The sequence below is a fragment of the Streptomyces sp. NPDC030809 genome (assembly GCF_055572195.1).
In genome coordinates, this window is the sequence record NZ_JBVIDV010000021.1 from 1 (window position 1) to 18214 (window position 18214).

16 protein-coding genes and 1 pseudogene are annotated in these 18214 nt (G+C 71.1%); 7 read left to right on the plus strand and 10 right to left on the minus strand.

Annotated elements, in window-relative coordinates:
* Positions 1-162, plus strand: a pseudogene (locus tag ACZ407_RS25500) (IS110 family transposase); the annotation flags it as partial.
* On the opposite strand, the gene ACZ407_RS25505 reads toward ACZ407_RS25500, so the two are convergent.
* Positions 123-848 carry a hypothetical protein gene (locus ACZ407_RS25505; protein ID WP_468132067.1) on the minus strand — a complete coding sequence of 242 codons (726 nt, stop codon included), beginning with the start codon at positions 846-848 and terminating at the stop codon, positions 123-125. The pseudogene ACZ407_RS25500 and the gene ACZ407_RS25505 sit on opposite strands and share 40 nt — an antisense overlap.
* A 78-nt stretch (positions 849-926) precedes the next feature.
* On the opposite strand from ACZ407_RS25505, the gene ACZ407_RS25510 reads away from it, so the two are divergent.
* From ACZ407_RS25510 to ACZ407_RS25535, 6 genes are all read left to right on the plus strand, one after another.
* Entirely contained in the window at positions 927-2546 is a 1620-nt protein-coding gene (locus ACZ407_RS25510) for a TIR-like protein FxsC (RefSeq protein ID WP_468132069.1), read from the plus strand.
* 412 nt (positions 2547-2958) lie between these two features.
* Positions 2959-3534: a TetR/AcrR family transcriptional regulator gene (locus ACZ407_RS25515; RefSeq protein WP_468132071.1), complete on the plus strand. Its 576-nt coding sequence runs from the start codon at positions 2959-2961 to the stop codon at positions 3532-3534.
* A 286-nt stretch (positions 3535-3820) separates the two neighbouring features.
* Positions 3821-4174 carry a hypothetical protein gene (locus tag ACZ407_RS25520; protein WP_468132073.1) on the plus strand — a complete coding sequence of 118 codons (354 nt, stop codon included), beginning with the start codon at positions 3821-3823 and terminating at the stop codon, positions 4172-4174.
* 82 nt (positions 4175-4256) lie between these two features.
* Positions 4257-6449, plus strand: a complete 2193-nt coding sequence (locus tag ACZ407_RS25525) for a hypothetical protein (RefSeq protein ID WP_468132075.1) — start codon at positions 4257-4259, stop codon at positions 6447-6449.
* Positions 6450-6672: 223 nt separating this feature from the next.
* The gene (locus tag ACZ407_RS25530) at positions 6673-8376 is read left to right on the plus strand and encodes an RICIN domain-containing protein (RefSeq protein WP_468132077.1); all 1704 of its coding nucleotides are present in this window, start codon (positions 6673-6675) and stop codon (positions 8374-8376) included.
* A gap of 129 nt (positions 8377-8505) precedes the next feature.
* Positions 8506-9540: an AraC family transcriptional regulator ligand-binding domain-containing protein gene (locus tag ACZ407_RS25535; RefSeq protein WP_468132079.1), complete on the plus strand. Its 1035-nt coding sequence runs from the start codon at positions 8506-8508 to the stop codon at positions 9538-9540.
* 66 nt (positions 9541-9606) lie between these two features.
* On the opposite strand, the gene ACZ407_RS25540 is transcribed toward ACZ407_RS25535, so the two are convergent.
* From ACZ407_RS25540 to ACZ407_RS25580, 9 genes are all read right to left on the minus strand, one after another.
* Positions 9607-10479, minus strand: coding sequence for a MurR/RpiR family transcriptional regulator (locus tag ACZ407_RS25540; RefSeq protein WP_468132081.1), 873 nt, complete (start codon positions 10477-10479; stop codon positions 9607-9609).
* A 100-nt stretch (positions 10480-10579) separates the two neighbouring features.
* Positions 10580-11887: a cyanophycinase gene (locus ACZ407_RS25545; protein ID WP_468132083.1), complete on the minus strand. Its 1308-nt coding sequence runs from the start codon at positions 11885-11887 to the stop codon at positions 10580-10582.
* 11 nt (positions 11888-11898) lie between these two features.
* A complete protein-coding gene (locus ACZ407_RS25550) occupies positions 11899-13113 on the minus strand; it encodes a M20 family metallopeptidase (RefSeq protein ID WP_468132085.1) in 1215 nt (404 codons plus the stop codon).
* Positions 13110-13874, minus strand: coding sequence for an amino acid ABC transporter ATP-binding protein (locus ACZ407_RS25555; RefSeq protein ID WP_468132087.1), 765 nt, complete (start codon positions 13872-13874; stop codon positions 13110-13112). Before ACZ407_RS25555 ends, ACZ407_RS25550 begins: the two co-directional genes overlap by 4 nt.
* Positions 13871-14812 carry an amino acid ABC transporter permease gene (locus tag ACZ407_RS25560; protein WP_468132337.1) on the minus strand — a complete coding sequence of 314 codons (942 nt, stop codon included), beginning with the start codon at positions 14810-14812 and terminating at the stop codon, positions 13871-13873. Before ACZ407_RS25560 ends, ACZ407_RS25555 begins: the two co-directional genes overlap by 4 nt.
* Before the next feature lie 35 nt (positions 14813-14847).
* Positions 14848-15804 (minus strand): ABC transporter substrate-binding protein, encoded by a 957-nt coding sequence (locus tag ACZ407_RS25565; protein ID WP_468132089.1) that lies wholly within the window; start codon positions 15802-15804, stop codon positions 14848-14850.
* Between the two features lie 497 nt (positions 15805-16301).
* Entirely contained in the window at positions 16302-16940 is a 639-nt protein-coding gene (locus ACZ407_RS25570; protein ID WP_468132091.1) for a maleylpyruvate isomerase N-terminal domain-containing protein, read from the minus strand.
* Between the two features lie 150 nt (positions 16941-17090).
* Entirely contained in the window at positions 17091-17489 is a 399-nt protein-coding gene (locus ACZ407_RS25575) for an ACT domain-containing protein (RefSeq protein ID WP_468132093.1), read from the minus strand.
* A 179-nt stretch (positions 17490-17668) separates the two neighbouring features.
* The gene (locus ACZ407_RS25580; RefSeq protein WP_468132095.1) at positions 17669-18079 is read right to left on the minus strand and encodes a hypothetical protein; all 411 of its coding nucleotides are present in this window, start codon (positions 18077-18079) and stop codon (positions 17669-17671) included.
* Between the last annotated feature and the right edge of the window lie 135 nt (positions 18080-18214).

Below are 18214 nucleotides of genomic sequence, written 5' to 3' on the forward strand. Positions count from 1 at the left end.
CCGGCCTCCCGCACCTACTACGACCGACAACGAGCCCGCGGCAAAACCCACACCCAGGCCCTCCTCCGACTCGCCCGCCAACGCATCAGCGTCCTGTTCGCCATGCTCCGCGACGGCACCTTCTACGAATCCCGGACCCCCGCCGTCACTCTCGCCGCATGACCACCCCAAACACCCGCATACCAGGCACCACGCCCTTGACGAAGGACATAGAGACACCCCCCCCGCGCGGTGGGCCCGTAGGCCAGCAGGTCGTAGAGGCAGACGCACTTGTGGAAGGCGGTGGCGTGCGAGGTGCCCGGCCCGCACTCCTCCATCCGCTCGATGAGCACCTGCCGCAGCTCGTCCAGCTCGTAGCCGGCCGGATCCAGGAGCGGGGACAAGTTGACCAGCTCCACCAGACCGAGGGCCTCGAGTTCGCGCGGGGTGCGCGGGGACGGGGTGAGCTGGCGGAAGCGGCGTACGTAGTAGGCGCCGGGGTGCAGGTCGGCAGCGCCGCGCTTGCCCGCCTCGGCGAGCCGGTCATCCAGGCCGGCGGTGTCGACACTGCCCTCACCGCTCACCCGGCCGGCGTGGCGCAGGTACTTCCACACCGGCCCGTAGCGGGTGGTGCGCAGCATCTGCGGCAGTGTGGAGGCCAGGACGGACGCGGCGTCCAGCGGCCTGGGTCCGAGGCCGAGAACGTCGTGGACGAGGTCGGTGCGGGTCAGGCTGCGGTAGCCCAGGCCCGCGATGTCGCTGTCCTGGAATCGGCCGACGCCGAAGACGACTCGCAGCCCGGCGGCGTCGGCACTGTTGATGTCGGCGACGGCGAGCGCGGTCGGCTCGTGGGGCGGGTTGCGGACCATCTGGTGTCGTGGTCGGACAGTCGGCGCAGCAGCGCGGCAGGGAAGGCCCGCTTCAGGCCGGCCAGAGCATGAAAGACGGTGCGGAAGTCGCCGGCACGGAGTGCCCAGGCGGGGTTCATGGACCGGGAAATCCGCTCGGGTGAGGGCTGGTCGGAGCGGCTGGCGGAAGTGCTGGCGACGTCGCGGGTGTTCGTTCCGCTGTATTCCCCCCGCTACTTCGCCAGTGAGATGTGCGGAAAGGAGTGGTTCGCCTTCGCCCAGCGTTCCATCCGGCACGCGGCGACCGGCACCAGCTCCGTGGAACCCATCGTGCCCGCGCTGTGGGTGCCCCTACCGGACGCCCAGATCCCTCCGGCCGCACGGAGGCTGCAGTTCCAGCACACCTCCTTCGGCGACCGGTACGTCACCGACGGCCTGTACGGCCTGATCAAACTGCGCCTCTTCGCGGAAGAGTACGAGCGGACCGTGTACCAACTGGCCAAGCACATTGTCCGGGTGGCCAAGACCGTGGACATGCCTGCCGGGCCTCCGGTCGACTACCGGAGCACTCCGAGCGCCTTCGGGAGTCCCCGTTCGGACGAAGCGGGCCTGCGGATCGCGGTGGCGGCCCCGACCCGGCACACGCTCCCCGACGGGCGGGACCCCCGCTACTACGGCGACACCCCCGACGACTGGAACCCGTACTACCCCGCGTCCGTACGGCCCCTGGCACACGTGGCCACCGAGCTGGCGTACCAGCTCAACAGCCAGGTGGACGTCTCCACCCTGGACGCGGAGGTGCACCGGGCGGGTACGGAGGCGCACTCGTCGAGTCCGCTGATCCTCCTCGTGGACCGGTGGGCGATGAAGGTGCCGGCGCTGCGCGAGCAGTTGGAGGTGCTGGATGCTGAGCCCAGGCCGTGGATGGCTGTGGTCGTGGCCACGAACCGGGACGACACCCAGAGCGTGCGGGCGGCGAACGAGTTGGAGCCCGCGCTGTCGCGTGCGCTGCCGAACCTGCTGCCCGTGGGGGGCGCAGCGCTCCCGGCATCGGTGCCGACGGGACCGTCAGGACCATGGAGGAGTTCGGCCGGGTGCTGCCGACGGCGCTGGCCGGTGTGTATGCACAGCATCTCAGGCATGCCCGGGTCTACCCGCCTGCCGGAGGCCCCGCCGAAAGACGCCCGCTGCTGGGCCCCATGCCCTCGGACCGCCGGCGACCGGCCCTGCCCCCCGCGGACGAGCCCGGGGCGTAGCTCTCGTGCGGGCTCAAGGGCCCGCCCCTCGGTGCGCTGCGGACCTGCGGCAGCCTGTCATCAGGTGTCACTTCCTGCTCGGGAAAGCATCGTTGACCGTACCGACCCGCATTCTGCCTTCGAGTGCGGGCGGGCTGTCTGTCGGCCGCGAACCCGGCGCGCCGCGCGGCTGTGCAGGCTCACGGGCATGGGACGCGAACGCGGACAGCGGCACGTCCACCGCGACCGGGGCGCCCGGGCACGGCTCGGGGAAGCCGACGCCGGCTTGATCCCCCTTGAAGGGCTGCGCTGCACCGCGGTTCTGCTCGCGGACGGTGCCCCGGCCAGAAGGAACACGCCGGCGACCACAACGACCAGGCATCCTCCGTCCGTGAGCCGATCCTGCCTGACCAGGTTCCGGTGCGGCTGCGGCCCGCCGTCCCGGCCCCCGCTCAAGGAAGCCGGAGCGGCCAACTCGCCCTGAATGAGGCCGCCGTGCCACCGTGCGCGCAGGGAGGTGTCAGTCGTGCTCAGGCCCGTCGGAGTCCTCGGTGTGACCGCGGCAGTGCGCCACCCGCGACCGGCCACCCCGTCCGGCAGACACGACCTGCGCAACTCCTGGGTCCACGCGGTGGAGCCCCCGTCTCATCCCCACCGCTCAACCCACCCTACGGGCGCGCAGGTCGCCGGGGCAGGGACAGCGCGCGCCAACCATGGGACCTTGCGCGCCACCGGTCTTACGCCTCACACTCGACGCACGGGGTTTCAGACCTCTGTGAACTCGGCCTTCTCCGGCGGGGAGGAGCCACGCTCCGGGGTCAGGGCCCGTAGGCCGACAGCCGGACGGCGGTCAGGCCAAAAGGAGACGTAACGTAGCGTTGCGATAGAATCGCCGCATGTCCGCCCGTCGCAGTGAGCAGGCCCGTCAGGCCATCCTTTCGGCCGCCTTCGAGCTCTGCGCAGAGCGCGGATTCGCCGCCACGACGATCGAGGCCATCGCCGCGAGGGCAGGTGTCGGGAAGACCACGATCTACCGCTGGTGGTCGTCCAAAGCGGCGATCCTCATCGAGGGGGTCGAGATCGCCCGGGATGCCACCGCCGGCTATCCCGACACGGGCGACATCCAGGCGGACCTGCTCACGCAGACCGAGAACGTGATGCAGCTCTTCGGAACGCAGTTCGGCTTCATCTGGCGGGGTCTCATTGCCGCTGCCCAGAGCGATGAAGCGGCCGCTGAAGGTGTCAGCCGCATCCTGCGGGTCTCCATCGACGAGTGCGTTGCCCGGCTCGCCAAGGCGCGTGACGAGGGGCAGATCCGGGCGGATCTCGACCTCGAAGTGGCCGTGGAACTCATCTACGGGCCGATCTACCACACCTGGCTCCTGCGGACCCGTCCCGTTCCGCCCACGTTCATGCGCGACATCGTGACCGCGCTCATGCCGGCCCTGACAGGTGCCGGCGAACCTGCCTGAGGTGGGGGCACGCCTGCCCGCTGCCCTGAGCGGCACCATTCACGCCCGAAATATCCGCTTCTGACTGAAGGTCGGCGGACGAAGGCGGGCCTTCTCGCGTTGACATGACCGTCCGTCAGTGTGCATGCTCCTCCAGCGATACGACACGCAGCGTTTCGAATCGCTCCACCACCCCTGCCATGCCCCGTGGGCACACCCGCGGCTGCGCTTCTGCAGCCCATCGATGCCTGGCGCAGGGGGAGTTCCCTTGATTCGGCCGCCCACCGCGGCCTGAAACGGAGAAGCAATGAACATGAAGATCGCCCGCCGCATTGCCACCGCTGCCCTCGTCGGAGCTGCGGTCATCGGCGCCGCGCCCGCATCGGCCGACTGGTACTCGAGCACCACCGGGGTGAGGGCCTTCTCGGGCGGAACCCGCGGCCAGATCGCCGTGTCGGACACGGCCGCGGACGGCAACCCGGTGTACGCGGTGTACTACCGCCACGAGGGTTCCGGCGAGCAGAAGCTGTGGAACTTCGCCGGCTCGGGAAAGACCGAGTACAGCAGCTTCGATGAGGCGCACCGCATCACCTGGATGAAGGGCTGCGTGTACCACAACTCCACCCCCGACACCTGCGGCCCGGTGATTTCGGAGCGCTGATCAGCAATTTGCAATCGGTACGGGGATGCTGCTCGCCGCAGCATCCCCGCACCTCCCTCGGCACATTCGGAAACGGTGTTCGATGAGTGAAAACAAGACCCCCTCCGAGGCCGTTTCCGGACGTGTCCGTTTCATGGCCCTGCTCTGTGCTGCGGCGGTGGCCGCGCTCGCCCTTTCGGCTTTCGCCGCCGTGGGGGCGGCCGAAGAAGGCCGCGCCGAACGCGAGGCCCGGCGCTCGCCGGTCTTCGTCGCGCCGTCCGCCGGCGGCGCCGCCCGGGCGTGGTGGTCGCAGCACTTCGACACGGTCGCGGGGCGTCAGATCGCCGTGGTCGCCATCTCTCCGGTCACCGCGCACGCACCCCTGCCGCCCGGGGTCGAAACATGGCCGGGGCCCGGGGAGGCGGTTCTGTCCCCGGCGCTCAGGCGGGCCGGGGAGGGTGCGGACATCGAGCGCCGATACGGCCGGGACGCAGGGACCATCCGCGAGGCGGGGCTCGACACACCGGGAGAGCTCCTCGCCTACGTACGCCCGGCCGACCGGGACCTGTTCCCTTCGGGCATGACCGGCATCTCCGGGTACGGGCGTCCCGAGGGGGCTGCCATCGGCCCCACGCTGTGGGCGCGCCCTCCGGGCGGGCTCCGGCCGATGGTCGCGTTGCTTGCGGGGCTGCCGGCCCTGGTGCTGGTGATCTGCGCCTTGCGCGCTGCCACGGCGCGAAGCGTTCGACCCTCGGGCATACGGGACGGGATCGAGCCGGTGGGGCGGGGCCGGCGGATCGCCGTTCTGCTGAAGGCGAGTGCGGCACCCGTGGCGGCCGGCGCGCTGATCGGCCTCCTCCCCGCCGTGTGCTGCTCGTACACGAACGTCCGCATCCCTCTTGTCTCGTTCGTGTTGTCCGCTGCGGACATGCGGGCTCATGCGCTGTCCGTGGCGGCGGCCGGACCGGCCGCCGTCTGCCTGGTGCTCGCGGGCCTCGCCGTGACGGAGCTGCTCCGCCGGCGCCCCGGGGGGACCGGGCGCTTCACCGTCAGCGAGCGGGCGGCCGGGTGGGTGCTGCTCGGCGGCGCGGCGGCCCTGCTCGTCGGCGCCCGGGGAGCAGGGCTGTTCGCTCCCGACTCATGGCCGCGCGTGCTCGCCAACTGGGCGGGGGGCGCGGGCGCCGCCGTGGCCCTGATGTTCCTGGCGGTCCCGGCCGCGGGTGTCTGGGGCTCCTGGCTGCTGCGCCGGGCCGCGTCGCACGACCTGCGGGGGGCAGCCGTCGCCGGACGCTTCCTTGCGCGGCATCCGCTGCACGCCGTCGGCCTGTTCTCCGCCGTGGTGGCCGGCCTCGTGGTGACGATCCAGGCACTGGTCTGGTTCACTCCGCGCGGGGACGTCGTCATGGCCGCCCGGGCCACCGAGTCCCGCGTGGGCAGCTCTGTCGTGGTAGTGGGCGTGGGTGCCGCCGCCTCCGAAACGCAGGTGGCGCGGTTCCTGTCGGAGTGGAGAGGTGGCGCCGCGGGGGTCGTGGCCGTGGGACCGGGGAGCGCTGCGGGCAGCCACGGCCCCGTCATCGAGGGGGACTGCCAGGACCTCGCCCTGCTTCGACTCCCCTGCCCCGAGGGCGGGGCGGAACAGCCCGGGATGCCCCGTCCGCGAGATGCGCGGCTCCAGGAGCTCCTGCGGTGGCACGGGACGGGTGACGGCCGGTTCGGCGTACGGCGCGCACCCGCCGCCTCTGCCGCGGTGGACCCCGGCCGCCGCGCGACGCTGGTCCTGTTGTCGAAGTCGGGCGGGCCGCTGGACCTCGCGGCCGTCAGCCGGACCGGGTACCGGTGGCTGCCGGGCGGGGTGTCCGCCCGGCCGCTCGGCGGTGACTGGACCGATGGCATCGCCATGTCCCGCCAGCAGTCGCGCTGGCTGTACCCGGCCGGGATCCTCGGGACGCTCCTGCTGGCCGCTTCCGCCGGGATCGCCCTCGTGCGGTCGTTCGCCACGTCGGTGTGGCACGGGGCTCTGGTCGACGGCGAAGAGCCTCCCGCGCCGCGGTCGCTGGGGACCGCGGTCCTGTGGATCGCCCTGCCGTCGCTCGTCAGCGCTCTGACGCTGGGTGGCGTACTGAGCCTGTGGCTGGCCGCGCCGCTCCTGGGCGGGGTGCCGCTGGCCTCCGCTCCCGTCTTTTCGGCATGCGGGGTGGGCAGCTTGGCGATTGCCGCCGCGCTGGCTTCTCTCTTCCTGGGCACTCCGACTGCCGCACCCGAGCCGGACAAGGGCGTCGGCTTCGCATCGGCCTGACCCCGACCCGGATTTCACACACCACACACCTGCATTCGCTATGGCAAATGCATCTTTCACATCCTCCAGCCAGACCCGTACCTGAATTGTGCAAGAAGGAGCTCTCTTGAAACTCGCTCTTCACCCGCGTGTGACGCGAAGTGCCCGTAGAGCGCAGGACTCTCCGGCCGGAATACGCGGAACAGGGCGTGCAGCGCGCCTCGTTACGACCGCCCTCCTCCTGATGGCGAGCCTGGGCATGGGTGCGGGCGTGGGCGCGGGCGCGGCCCAGGCCGACGAACCCGTTGACGAGCCCGTGGCCGCTGCCGAATGGCAACCGTTCACCATGACCGCCGAGTACGACCACCGCAGCGACGTCGCCGCCGGCCTGAGGGCGAACGGCAACCTCAGCACGGTCAACCTGGCCCGTGTGACGATGCCTCAGTCCGGCAAGGCCGGACTGTGCTATCCCGAGCCGTTCCACCCGGGCGTGCACGCGACCGGATACTGCTGGGGCAACTCCGACGACACGGGGAAGCTGGCGCCGGGTGCCCCCACGACGTGGACGCCCCAAGGGTTCTCGATCCCCCACAGCAGGCTCGCATCGAACGACGGCATGTGGCCCGTGGACCAGACCGGGGTCTCCGCCCGGCGCTGGGACGTCATCTCCATGCACAACGACGAGAAGGTGGACGGCACGCCCCAACAGCTGCTGAAGTTCCGGTTCGTCGACCGCACCGACGCCACCCCGCGTTACCTCGACGTCCTGCTCGTCTCCGTGAACCGGAACGGTGGCGTGAAACCCGTCGGCGGTCACGGCGACAGCGTGGTCTGGTACCGCGACAACCTGATCATGGCCTCGGGTGGTGCGCTCAACGTCTACAGCCTCAGCAACCTGCAGAAGGTCGAGAACACCGGATCGACGACGTTCAACTACCAGTACGTCATTCCGCTCACCCTGCAGTACCGGACCGTGTCGGCCGCAACGGCGGCGAGCGGCAAAGGCTGCACGCCCCTCAAGGGCTCCGAGCCGTGCATGAACTCCCTCAGCTTCGACCGGGCGAACAGTGCCCTGGTATCGGCCGAGCACCAGCGGCTGAACAACGACGGATCGCGACCCGCCGCCGGCGGCCGTCTCGTCCGGTGGCCGTTCAACCAGGACACCTGGCTGCCCCGGGCCGACGACGGCACGACCGAGTTCGCCGACGCACACGCAACCGGTGCCTGGTACTCACGGGTCCTCGCCATGCAGGGCGCCGTCTACACGGGCGGCCAGTTCTACATCAGCGGCATCTGCCCGCCCGGCTGGAACGCCAACACCAACGGGTACGTGCAGGCCTCCTGCATCTACAGGGGAGCGTCGGGAACGGCCGGCTCCATCGTCACGAACGCCCCGGACATGACGCAGAACCTGGACTGGGACGCCAACCGCGGGCGGCTGCGCGGGGTCAACGAGGTGATCCAGCCCTCTGCCAAGGAACTCCCCGCACGCCTCGTGTTCGAGTTCGACCGCACGGCCGACGCCGTCCAGACCTTCCGCCTGAAGAACGTGCGCAGCCAGATCTGCCTGTTCCCGTGGTCCACCGGCCTCAACAACAATCTCACCGTCGTGCAGGGGTCGTGCAACGGGGTGGACGCGCAGGACTGGTACACGGACCCTGAGGACCCGTACCGCATCCGCAACTTCCAGAGCAAGAGGTGCCTGTCCGTGAAGGACGGGAGCAGTGCGGGCAATGCCGTACTGGTGCAGTTCGACTGCCACACGTACCCGACCCAGCGGTGGATCAGGGACACGGGCAGCACGGCAGGAGGCGTGCTCCTCAGGAACCTCGGCAGCGACCTGTGCGCGACCCTGTACAACGCCAGCATCGCCCAGGACGCGCCCGCGGTTCAGTGGACCTGCAGCTCCGGCGCGCAGAGCCAGGCCTGGATCGGCAGCGCCAAGTAGCCGATCCGCTCCCGGCCGTGGCCCCTCGTCCGCACGCGGACGGGGGGCCGTGCACCGCCGGTGGCACGCGTCTCGCAGTGGTCGGCTTGAGGGCGACCGGCCGATTCTTCTGAACTACGATCAGCCTTCATGGTTTCGCTCGTTCACCAGGGGACGATGTCCTCTGCCCTCACCCGACTCAGCGTGGAAACGGCACGGCTGGTGGGGGTGGCACCCCACGAATACGTCCACCTGCTGGGGCTGGCTCCCGAGCAATTGAACGACGACCGCTGCCGCATACCTTCCGCCACGAGCATCCGCATGGCGGAACTGACCATCGCACGTGTCCCCTGGAACGAGCTGGCGGTCCTTCTGGCCCGCCGGTCGCACCTCGGCAGTCTCGGTGTGTGGGATTACCTGATCACGTCCGCGGCCACTCCCCTGGAGGGAATCCTGGACGCCTCAGAGCTCTTCGCCACTGTCGCCGACACCGGTACGGACAGGCTTCGCGTTGCGGTGGACGGGGACCAGGTCACCGTGAGCCACACCAACGAGGCCGACATGGCCCACGAGGCGGCCTGCGCGATCCGCGCGTTCGGGCTGGGCCTGTACCGGCAGCGCCTTTGCGAAGCAGCCGGTCGGGACCTCGCTCCGCTCAGAGTCACACTCGCGACCAAGGCACCCCGCCGGCACGACAGCCTGATCGAGCTCTACGGCACGAGGAACATCGATTTCGAAGCTCCGGCCAGCGCGCTCACCTTCCTCGTCTCCGATCTCAAGGCTCCCGCGCCGCACGCCCAGCCGGGCCTGTCGGCGGTGCTGCGGAGCCATGCCGCGTACGCCCTGACGGCTGCGGTCCCGCTGCACACGTGGCTGGACCTCTTCCGCGGCGCGTTGGCCTCCCTTCAGGACGAGGCAGTCCCGACGCTGGCGTCCGTGGCGCAGCACCTGGGCCTCAGCACGCGCACCCTGCAGCGCCGCCTCGGCGATCACGGCACCAGCTGGAGCAGGGAGCTCGAAGCCGGGCGGCGGGAGCACGCCACCCGGCTGCTGCAGGACACCGCGCTCAGCATCGAGGCCGTCGCCCTGCGAACGGGCTACGCCGACGCCCGTGCCCTGCGCCGCGCCGTCCAGCGCTGGCACGGCACGACACCCGCCGTACTGCGCCGCGAGGGCGGGGGATGATCAGTCGATCGCCGTGCGGCGGGGGCAGGCCGGGGCGTCGCCTCGGGTCGGCGGGGTCCCTCGCTGTCAGAGCAGGCCCGTGCGGCGGGCGATCTCTTCGTTGTGGTGCAGTTGCCGGTGTGCCTGGGGGCCGAGGGTGTTGATGACGCCGGCGATGAGGACTTCGATGACGGCGAGGGTGGGGACGAGGCTGTCGTAGGGGGCCATGGTGCCGACCTGGCTGGGCAGGACGACGTCTGCGTGGGTGGCGGCGGGAGAGAGCCAGGGGTCGGTGACAACGATGGTCTTGCCTCCGACCTCCCGAGTGAGTTGGGCGATCGCGGTCTTGTCGGCTTCGTAGCGGCGGTGGTCGAACACGACGACGACGTCGCGTCGGCTCAGCTGAGCCAGGGCTGCGGTGCGCTCCACCGGCCGGTCGGGCAGGAAGCGGACGTCTTCGCGCAGTTGCATCAGGTGGAGGCCGAGGTACTGGGCCAGGAGGTGGGTGAAGCGGCCGCCGGCGAGGGTGATGCGGCGTTTGCGGTCGGCGAGCAGTTCCACGGCGCGGTGGAAGTCGTGCGGGGGGATCTCGGCGAAGGTCTGGGTCAGTGCGGGATTGAAGGCGGCGTCCGCCTGTTCGAGGAGGCCGGCCGTGTCGGCCTCGCCTTCGGCAAGAGTGCCCAGGCCGGCGGCTTCGTAGAGTGCGATGGGAGAGGCGTTGCGGGCGTCGAGTTCGGTGCGAACGGCTGCTTGGAGGTCGGGGAAGCCGCGGTAGCCCATGCGTGCGGCGAAGCGCAGGACGGTGGGGGTGGAGACGGCGGCGCGTTCGGCGATGACGGCGACGGTTTCGAAGACCGCTGCGGGGTACCCGGCCAGCAGGGTGCGGGCGACCTTGCGTTCGGCTGGGCTGAGTGCGCCGAGGTTGGCGCGGATGCGGTCGGCCAGGGTGCTGCCGCTCATCGTCGGGTGGCTTCCTTTCGGGTGGGTCGTGCCGCGTCCGCCGAGCCTAGTGCCAGGCTCGGCGGACGGTGCTGTCCGGGGTGGTGTGGCGGCTGCCCGGTCAGTGGGGGGCGATGCCGAGGGTGAGTCCGTCGAGCGTGGCGGGCTCTGACGGGCCGGCAGCCCAGGCGCCGGTGCCGGTGGTCTTGGACAGCGTCACGGTGAAGCGCGGGGCCGTCTCGAAGGTGGTGGCCGTCGCGGTGCGCTGGGCGCGGGTGGCGGCCAGGGCCCGGGCGGTTCCCAGGAGGGAGTAGGGCCGTGCGTCGGTGTGGTGGGGGGAGTTGAAGATGTCTTCGTTGGCGGGCACCGGGGTGTCGTTCGCCGGGGTGGCGGGGCGTTTGCCGGGTGCGGGCAGCATGCGCCAGGCCTGCGGGAGGTAGCGGTCGCCGTCGGTGAGGTAGGAGTAGCGGGCGCCGCGCAGCGACCAGCCGGTGGTCGTGGCGCGCGTGCGGGCGTGGCGCAGGTCCAGGACGGTCAGGCCGCGGGTGCCCCTGACGGTGGCGGTCTCGGCGGGCGTGCCGGGGCGGTCGATGATCAGGGCGGTGTCCTCATCGAGGCCGTAGACCCGGTCGTGGCCGGTGTCGGAGGCGAGGCGCAGGGCCCGCCCTTCGCGGCCGTACGCACCGGTGTGGGTGTCGAGGAGGCCGGAGGTGAGGAATCCGAAGCCGCCGGCCGGCAGGTAGCCCAGGCGGGTGGGGTCGTCGAAGTAGCCGGGGGCGCTGCCGTCGCGGAGCGCTGGGTGGGACTCGCCTCCGGTGACCATGTCACGGCCGGCCATGATCTGGGCTCCGGCGGAGGAGCCGGCGACGACCGCTCCGGCCGCGAGCTTGGCGCGGATGGCGGCCAGGACCCTGGTGTCGGTGTGCGCCTCGCCGTGCAGGAGGGTGGTGATGTACCGGTACTGGTCGCCGCCACCGAAGAAGAAGCCGGTCATGGAGTTGACCTGGGCGACGACTGTGTCGGAGTCGGCGTTGGCGATGTGGTCGAGGTCGATGGGTATCCACTGGGCGTCGGCTGCACCGTGCTGCCGGAAGAGGTTGACGTAATGGGCTCCGTTGCAGGCGGAGTTGCTGCACCGGTCCGGGTCTTCGGCATGGGGGTCCCGGCTGGCGGGGACGGAGGCGGCGGTCAGCACTCCGATGCGGGCGCTGCTCCCGCCGGCGCGGTGGATGATCTCCCCGTAGACGGCCTTGTTGTCGGCTTTGAGTCCGCCGCCGACGAGGACCAGGGAGCCGGAGACGGCGGGGCGGGGCGGGGCGGCGGCGGGGCGGTGCAGGGGGGCGGCAGCGGCGGGGACGGCCAGGGCCGCGAGCAGGGCGGCGGTGGCGGTGGCGGCCATGAGGCTGCGCCGCGAGCGGGTGCCGGGCATGGAAGCTCCGTTCAGGGGGCGGTGGTGTGGCAGAGACGGGCGATCAGCAGGGCCAGCAGGGTCACGCGGTCGGTGATCGTGCGGGTGTCGAGCCACTCCTGGGGGGAGTGGTCGGCTCCGCCGACCGGCCCGAGCCCGTCGAGGACCGGCGTGCCGGCGGCGGCGATGGTGTTGGCGTCGCCGACTCCTCCGGTGCGGGCGGCTCCGAAGGTGAGGCCGAGCCCTGCGGCGGCGCTGTGGGCGAGCGCCAGGATGCGGCGGCCGGCGTCGGTGGGCTCCATCGGCGGGCACAGGTCCAGTCGCCGTACGGTGGCCGTGGTGCCGGGGACGGCCGGGCGTGCGGCTGCGTCCACGAGTGCGCGGCCGATGCGGTCGAGGCAGGCGGCAGAGGCTGCGCGTACTTCGATGTGGAGCTCGGCTCGGTCGGGCACGATGTTCGTGCGGGTCCCGGCCTGCAGGATGCCGACGTTGATCGTGGCATCCGCTTCCCGGCTGTTGAGGGCCTGCAGGGCGATGGTGAGGTGGGCGGCGGCCAGGGCGGCGTGCGCGCCGCGTTCGGGCTCGATGCCGGCGTGTGCTGCCCTGCCTTCGACGGTGATCAGGTAGTCGGCGACGCCCTTGCGGGCGATGACCACATCGCCGTTCTCCCGCGCGCATTCCAGAACCAGGGCGAAGTCCGCCTCGGCGGCCAGGGCGCGTGTCAGTGCGGCGCTGCCGGGTGAGCCGATCTCCTCGTCCGGCGTGGCCAGGAAGGTGATCTCGGCGTAGTCGTCGAAGCCGTCTTCCGTCAGGATCTCCAGTGCGCTCAGACCGGCCAGCAGGCCGCCCTTGTCGTCGCTGACACCGGGGCCGCGTGCCAGGGCGCCGTCGAGGCTGAAGGGGCGCTGTGCGGCGGTCCCGTCGTCGAAGACCGTGTCCATGTGTCCCGCGAGGAGGATCCGTCGCCCGCCGTCGGCCGCGCTGCGGGAGCCCTGCTTGCGTGCGACGAGTGCGTTGCCCAGGCCCCGTCCCCGGTGGCGTCCGACGGAGACGGTGCGCGGGTGGGCGCCGCAGCGTTCGAGGCGGGCTGCGAGCCAGGCCGCGACGCGGTTGACGCCGTCAGGGCTGTAGGAGCCGGAGTCGATGGCCACGAGCGCGGCGAGGTCGGCGAGGTACTCGCTGTGGCGTGCGGCGGCCCGGGCCCGCAGGGTCCGCGTGGAGGGCTGGGGCCGGGTGGGGGCGCTCACAGGACTTTGGAGAGGAACGCGCGGGTGCGCTCCCGGGTCGGCTCGGTCAGGACCTGGCGGGGGTCTCCGGCTTCGACGACCACGCCTTCGTCCATGAAGACGGCCGTGTCGGCCACTTCGCGGGCGAATCCGATCTCGTGGGTGACGACGACCATGGTCATGCCGTCTGCGGCCAGGCGCCGCATCACGTCGAGCACGTCGCCCACCAGCTCCGGGTCGAGAGCGGAGGTGGGTTCGTCGAAGAGCATCAGCTTCGGTTTCATCGCCAGCGCGCGGGCGATGGCGACGCGCTGCTGCTGGCCGCCGGAGAGCTGCGCGGGATGGTGGCCGGCCCGGTCGGCGAGCCCCACCTGCTGCAGAAGCCGGTGTGCCTCGGATTCGGCTTCGGCCTTCGGGATCCCGGCGACCTTCACCGGAGCCTCGCAGATGTTTTCGAGCACGGTCATGTGCGGGAAGAGGTTGAAGCGCTGGAAGACCATGCCGATGTCGCGTCGGCGAGCGGCCACCTCACGCTCGCGCAGCTCGTGGAGCCTGCCGGCCTGGCGGCGGTAGCCGACGAGCTCGCCGTCGACGGCCAGGCTGCCGCCGTCGATCCGTTCGAGGTGGTTGATGCACCGCAGGAAGGTCGATTTGCCCGACCCCGAGGGCCCCAGCAGGCAGCAGACCTGGCCGCGTTCGACCGTGAGGTCGATGCCGCGCAGCACCTTGAGGCTGCCGTAGTCCTTGTGCACTCCGATGGCCTGGACCATGGGCTGGGTCATCGCCCGGCCTCCTTCTTCGTACGGCGCAGCCGGGCGGTGCCTGCTGCGCTGCCGAGCAGCCGCCGCAGGGCCGGGGTGCCCTGGCCGCGGGTGGCGCCCCGGCCGTACCGGCGCTCGAGCCAGGCCTGCGGGACGGTCAGCAGCGACACCAGCGCCAGGTACCAGCAGCTGGCCACGACCAGCAGGGGGATGACCTGGTAGTTCTGTGCGTAGACCGCTTGGATGTTGGACATCAGGTCGTGGGCGGCGATCACGGATACGAGCGCGGTCATCTTCAGCATGTTGATGGTCTCGTTGCCCATGGGCGGGATGATGACCCGCATGGCCTGCGGCAGGACGATCCGCCGCATGGTCAGGGCGGGGCGCATGCCCAGCGAGTGCGCTGCTTCGGCCTGTCCGGGATCGACGGACTGGATGCCGGCGCGGACGATCTCCGATGCGTACGCGGCTTCGTTCAGGCCCAGGGCGAGCAGAGCTGCCACCGCGGGGGTCAGGACGGCATTGGTGTCCCACGAGACGAACGTGACGCCCGTGAACGGGATACCGATCTTGATCTCGGAGTACAACGCCGCGGCGTAGCCCCAGAAGATGATCTGCACCAGCAGCGGGGTCCCTCGGAAGGCCCACACGAACAGGGAGGACAACCCGTACAGCACGGGGCTGTCCGACAGCCGCATGACGGCGATGACGGTTCCCAGGAGCAGCCCCAGCGCCATGGCGGCCGCGGTCAGCCACAAGGTGGTGGCCATTCCGTCGAAGATCAGGCCGGCGAAGAGGTAGTCGCCGACGACGTCCCAGTGGAGGTTGTCGTTCTTGGCGAGTGACCCGGCCAGGCCGACCAGTGCGGCCGCAGCCGCAACCGCCGCGGCCCAGCGCCCGTAGCGGCGTACCGGCACGACGTCGAGCGCCTCGCCGTCGGCGGGGGCTGCGGGAGGGATGCCGGTCCGTGTGCCGGTGCGTGTGCCGGTGCTGCTCACTTGGCGCCCGCGTTCTTCGTGGCTTCCTTCACCGCGATGGAGGCGACCCCGTACTTGTCGCAGATCTTGGTCAGGGTGCCGTCGTCGATGAGTTGCTGCAGAGCCTTCCGGATCGCCTCGGTCAGCTGCGGCAGCTTCTTGGACACCGCGATGCCGTTGGGAGAGGCCTGGTAGCCGCCCCGTGCCGCAGGGTCTTCCACGGAGTCGAAGGCGGCGCCGTTCTCGGCGGTCTTGGCCGTCCAGCCGGCGGCCGGCTTCGTCAGGACGTCCGCGACGACCTTGCCCGCGCGCAGGGCGAGCTGGGCGTCGGAGTCCTTGGGGAAGGTCTGGATGTCGATGGGCTTCTTGCCCAGCGCGGTGCAACGCGCCTGGTGGGCCTTGAGCAGATCGGCCTGGTTGGTGGCGGCCTGCACGCCGACGGGGTGCCCGCACAGGTCGTCCAGCGTGACGATCTCGGCCGGGTTGCCCTTGGCGACCAGCAGCCCGGAGCCGGACTGGGAGTAGTCGACGAAGTCGACGACCTTTCGGCGTTCCTCGGTGTCGGTGATGGCGGAGATCGCCACGTCGTACTTGCCCGCCTGGATCGCGGGGATGATGCCGTCGAACTTCTGCGGGGTGAAGGCGAACGTCACTCCCAGCTTGGCGCCCAGGGCTTGGCCGAGGTCGTAGTCCAGGCCGGTGAGCCGGCTCTCGCCCTCCTTGACGTACATCTCGAACGGCGCGTACGGCACATCGGTCGCCACCCGGACGGCGCCGGACCTGCGCACCGCCTCCGGCAGCGAGTCGTGCAGGCGCGCGTCCTTCAGGACCTGCACACCCGCGATCTCGACGGAGGCAGGGGCGGCCGCCCGGGGTTCGGGGGTGCTGTTCCCGCACGCGGACAGGGCGGCGGACGCGGCGAGCGCCACGGCCGAGGCCGACAGGGAGCGGGCGGATCGTGTACGTGCGTGCATGGCTGTGGGACCTCTTCGCAAGGGGAGTGAAGACATCGGGACGGCTGCCGTTGGCGAGCCACAGCGGAAGTTACAGACATGCGGCATCGATGGCTAGATGTATCGCACGTTACCTCTCGATGACTTGGCGACTCCGAGGGGGGCCGGCGGGGATTCACCCGGGTACGCGCGGATTTTTACTCGGCCACGGGTTGGGAAAATCCGATCCTCGCGTTACGCCCAGGCGTGACGTCTGCCGACTTGTATCGTCTGCTCCGACTCCAGATGGGGCGTGGACCGCATCGTCCGCACGTCGGTGGCTGCTGCGGCGCGCAGGCGCGGGATGCCGTTTTCGCCGGCGGCGACCAGTGCCGCTGCGCCGTGTGGAAGGGAACCACGCGGGGCCTTCGTCGCGCCGGTCCGTCGAGGACGTCCTGACCACCGCCGGCCCGGCCCGGGGTTACAGCTGCACCCTCGCCACCACCCGCCGGTCCAGGACAGTCGGCGACCGGGGCCCGTCAGAGGGCGGAGATGGAGGCCGGTGCGCGTTCGGCGCGGCTCAGTGCGCGGAGCACAGCGGTCGCTCCGTGGCGCCGCAGTGCGATCCGCGACAGCAGGTCCACGACGGTCTCAACGGCCGGGGCCGGGAACTCGGGTGAGGGCAGCCCGACGCTGTATGCGAGGTCGTCGGAGTGGATGACGAGTTCCAGCATCCGGCTGGTGATGAAGTCGTCGAGAGTGATCGACCAGGGGCCCCAGGTCGGGCGGCGGACGCGGCGGTCCGGCACGCCCGGCAAGGTGCCGCGCAGCTCCTCGACGCACGTGGCGACCCGCGCGGCCAGTGCCTCGGGGCCATCGGCCGCCTCGTCCTCTCCGCCGGATCGGATGCCCTGATTGAACGGCGTGTCGAGGTCCGAGCCGATCCAACTCACCCGCCTGTAGTACTCGTGGATCGAGAGGGTGGGCTCGGAAGGCTCCGGCTCAGCCAGCACTGCGGGAATGAAGAAGACCTGCCCGGCCAGGTGGCCCGCCAGTCCACGGACGCTGAGCTTCGCCAGCGCGGAGGGCTGGTGCCAGCCGTCTGCGACCGCCGGCTCTGCCAGCAGCCTCCCCGCTGATTCCGCCACGCTCAGGTAGAGCTCCCTGACCTGCGCCACCTTCTGATCCCCCTGCTGTCGGCGAGTGCCTCACCGGTCAACGTCGCGAAGGGGTGAAGCATTCCGGACACGACCCGCCCGGTCCCGCAACGGGGATGTACCGGTCCAGGCCTGCCCCTTGAGGCGCCGGCCTCGGCGCCCGGCGGGAGTCTAGGCGGGCCGCGTGAGTTGCAAGAGGACGTCGACCGCCCGCTCGGCGCTGTCGTGCGGAACGAACAGGTGGTCGTGGTGGAAGGCCGCTACCACGTTGCAGCTGATGTCCGCGTCGGCCAGCGCCCGCGAGACGGCTGCCGTGAGCCCCACCGCGGCGAGGGAGGAGTGGATGCGCAGGGTAATCCAGCCGGCGACGTAGTCATAGGACAGACCGCTGCGGTCCGCCTCCTCCTTGCGGGCGACGATCGTCAGCCCTTCGTCCTCCACGACCGTCACCACCGGGACGACTCCCTCGGGCACGACGTGGTCGGCGACGGTGCTGAACACGTACGCGCCGCTGTGCAGTTCGGGCTGCATCCCGGCCAGCAGGGCACGCAGGTCGGTCTCGCCGGACATGGCATTCTCCATCGGTTCGAGGGATGTGAACATGCGTTCGCGGGACCGGGCGGCGCCGGTACGCGAGGTGCGCGGCCCTCGCCGCAGCGGGGCGGGGACGGGCGGATGGGGGATCGAGGGCGCAGCTCCTCAGGTGACAGTGCGGTAGGCGCGGGTGAGGCGTTCGAGCGGGTCGCCGCTCAGGTCGTCTCGGGCTCGGCGGTTGCGAGGGGATGCTCGTCGCGGCTCTCCGGGGTGAAGGCGTCGCGGCGGGCGAGGGTCACCGACAGGGGCAGCCCCAACCGCTCGGCCGCGCGCCGGCGGACCCGCACCTGTGCTCGGGTCCGGGGACGGAACGACGGGAGCCGCGCGCAGCCGCAGCCGGGCCGGTGGTCGTAGGTCAGTCCCTCCGCCAGCACGGCGGCGACGACGGACCACGCCTTCGCGTCGCGCCGCCGGGGCGCGGCGAAGTCGTACCCGGCGAAGACGAGTTGCCGGCGACAGCCAGGACAGATGCGCTTCCGGACCGGCCAGGTGCTGCCCTTGAAGGAGAGCCGGCATGCGACGCACACGTAGTGCCGGAAGGCGCCGTTGAACGCGTGGTAGCACATGGCCAAGAGGCTACGCCTCGTCCGCGGGCGGGCCCAAGCGGGATGCGTGGGCCTTCGCTCGCGCATCCCCCGAGCCGTTCGGACGGTCTGTCGACCGCCTGGAGCCAGGCTCGTGGACCGGGCTCCAGGCTCAGC

What these genes read in the sequence shown, in the direction of transcription:
- ACZ407_RS25515 (WP_468132071.1), top strand. Translation starts at nt 2,959, where the DNA reads ATGTCCGCCCGTCGCAGTGAGCAGGCCCGTCAGGCCATCCTTTCGGCC.
- ACZ407_RS25545 (WP_468132083.1), bottom strand. Translation starts at nt 11,887, where the DNA reads ATGCCCGGCACCCGCTCGCGGCGCAGCCTCATGGCCGCCACCGCCACC.
- ACZ407_RS25540 (WP_468132081.1), bottom strand. Translation starts at nt 10,479, where the DNA reads ATGAGCGGCAGCACCCTGGCCGACCGCATCCGCGCCAACCTCGGCGCA.
- ACZ407_RS25555 (WP_468132087.1), bottom strand. Translation starts at nt 13,874, where the DNA reads ATGACCCAGCCCATGGTCCAGGCCATCGGAGTGCACAAGGACTACGGC.
- ACZ407_RS25535 (WP_468132079.1), top strand. Translation starts at nt 8,506, where the DNA reads ATGGTTTCGCTCGTTCACCAGGGGACGATGTCCTCTGCCCTCACCCGA.
- ACZ407_RS25565 (WP_468132089.1), bottom strand. Translation starts at nt 15,804, where the DNA reads ATGCACGCACGTACACGATCCGCCCGCTCCCTGTCGGCCTCGGCCGTG.
- ACZ407_RS25580 (WP_468132095.1), bottom strand. Translation starts at nt 18,079, where the DNA reads ATGTGCTACCACGCGTTCAACGGCGCCTTCCGGCACTACGTGTGCGTC.
- ACZ407_RS25530 (WP_468132077.1), top strand. Translation starts at nt 6,673, where the DNA reads ATGGCGAGCCTGGGCATGGGTGCGGGCGTGGGCGCGGGCGCGGCCCAG.
- ACZ407_RS25520 (WP_468132073.1), top strand. Translation starts at nt 3,821, where the DNA reads ATGAACATGAAGATCGCCCGCCGCATTGCCACCGCTGCCCTCGTCGGA.
- ACZ407_RS25525 (WP_468132075.1), top strand. Translation starts at nt 4,257, where the DNA reads ATGAGTGAAAACAAGACCCCCTCCGAGGCCGTTTCCGGACGTGTCCGT.
- ACZ407_RS25575 (WP_468132093.1), bottom strand. Translation starts at nt 17,489, where the DNA reads ATGTCCGGCGAGACCGACCTGCGTGCCCTGCTGGCCGGGATGCAGCCC.
- ACZ407_RS25505 (WP_468132067.1), bottom strand. Translation starts at nt 848, where the DNA reads ATGGTCCGCAACCCGCCCCACGAGCCGACCGCGCTCGCCGTCGCCGAC.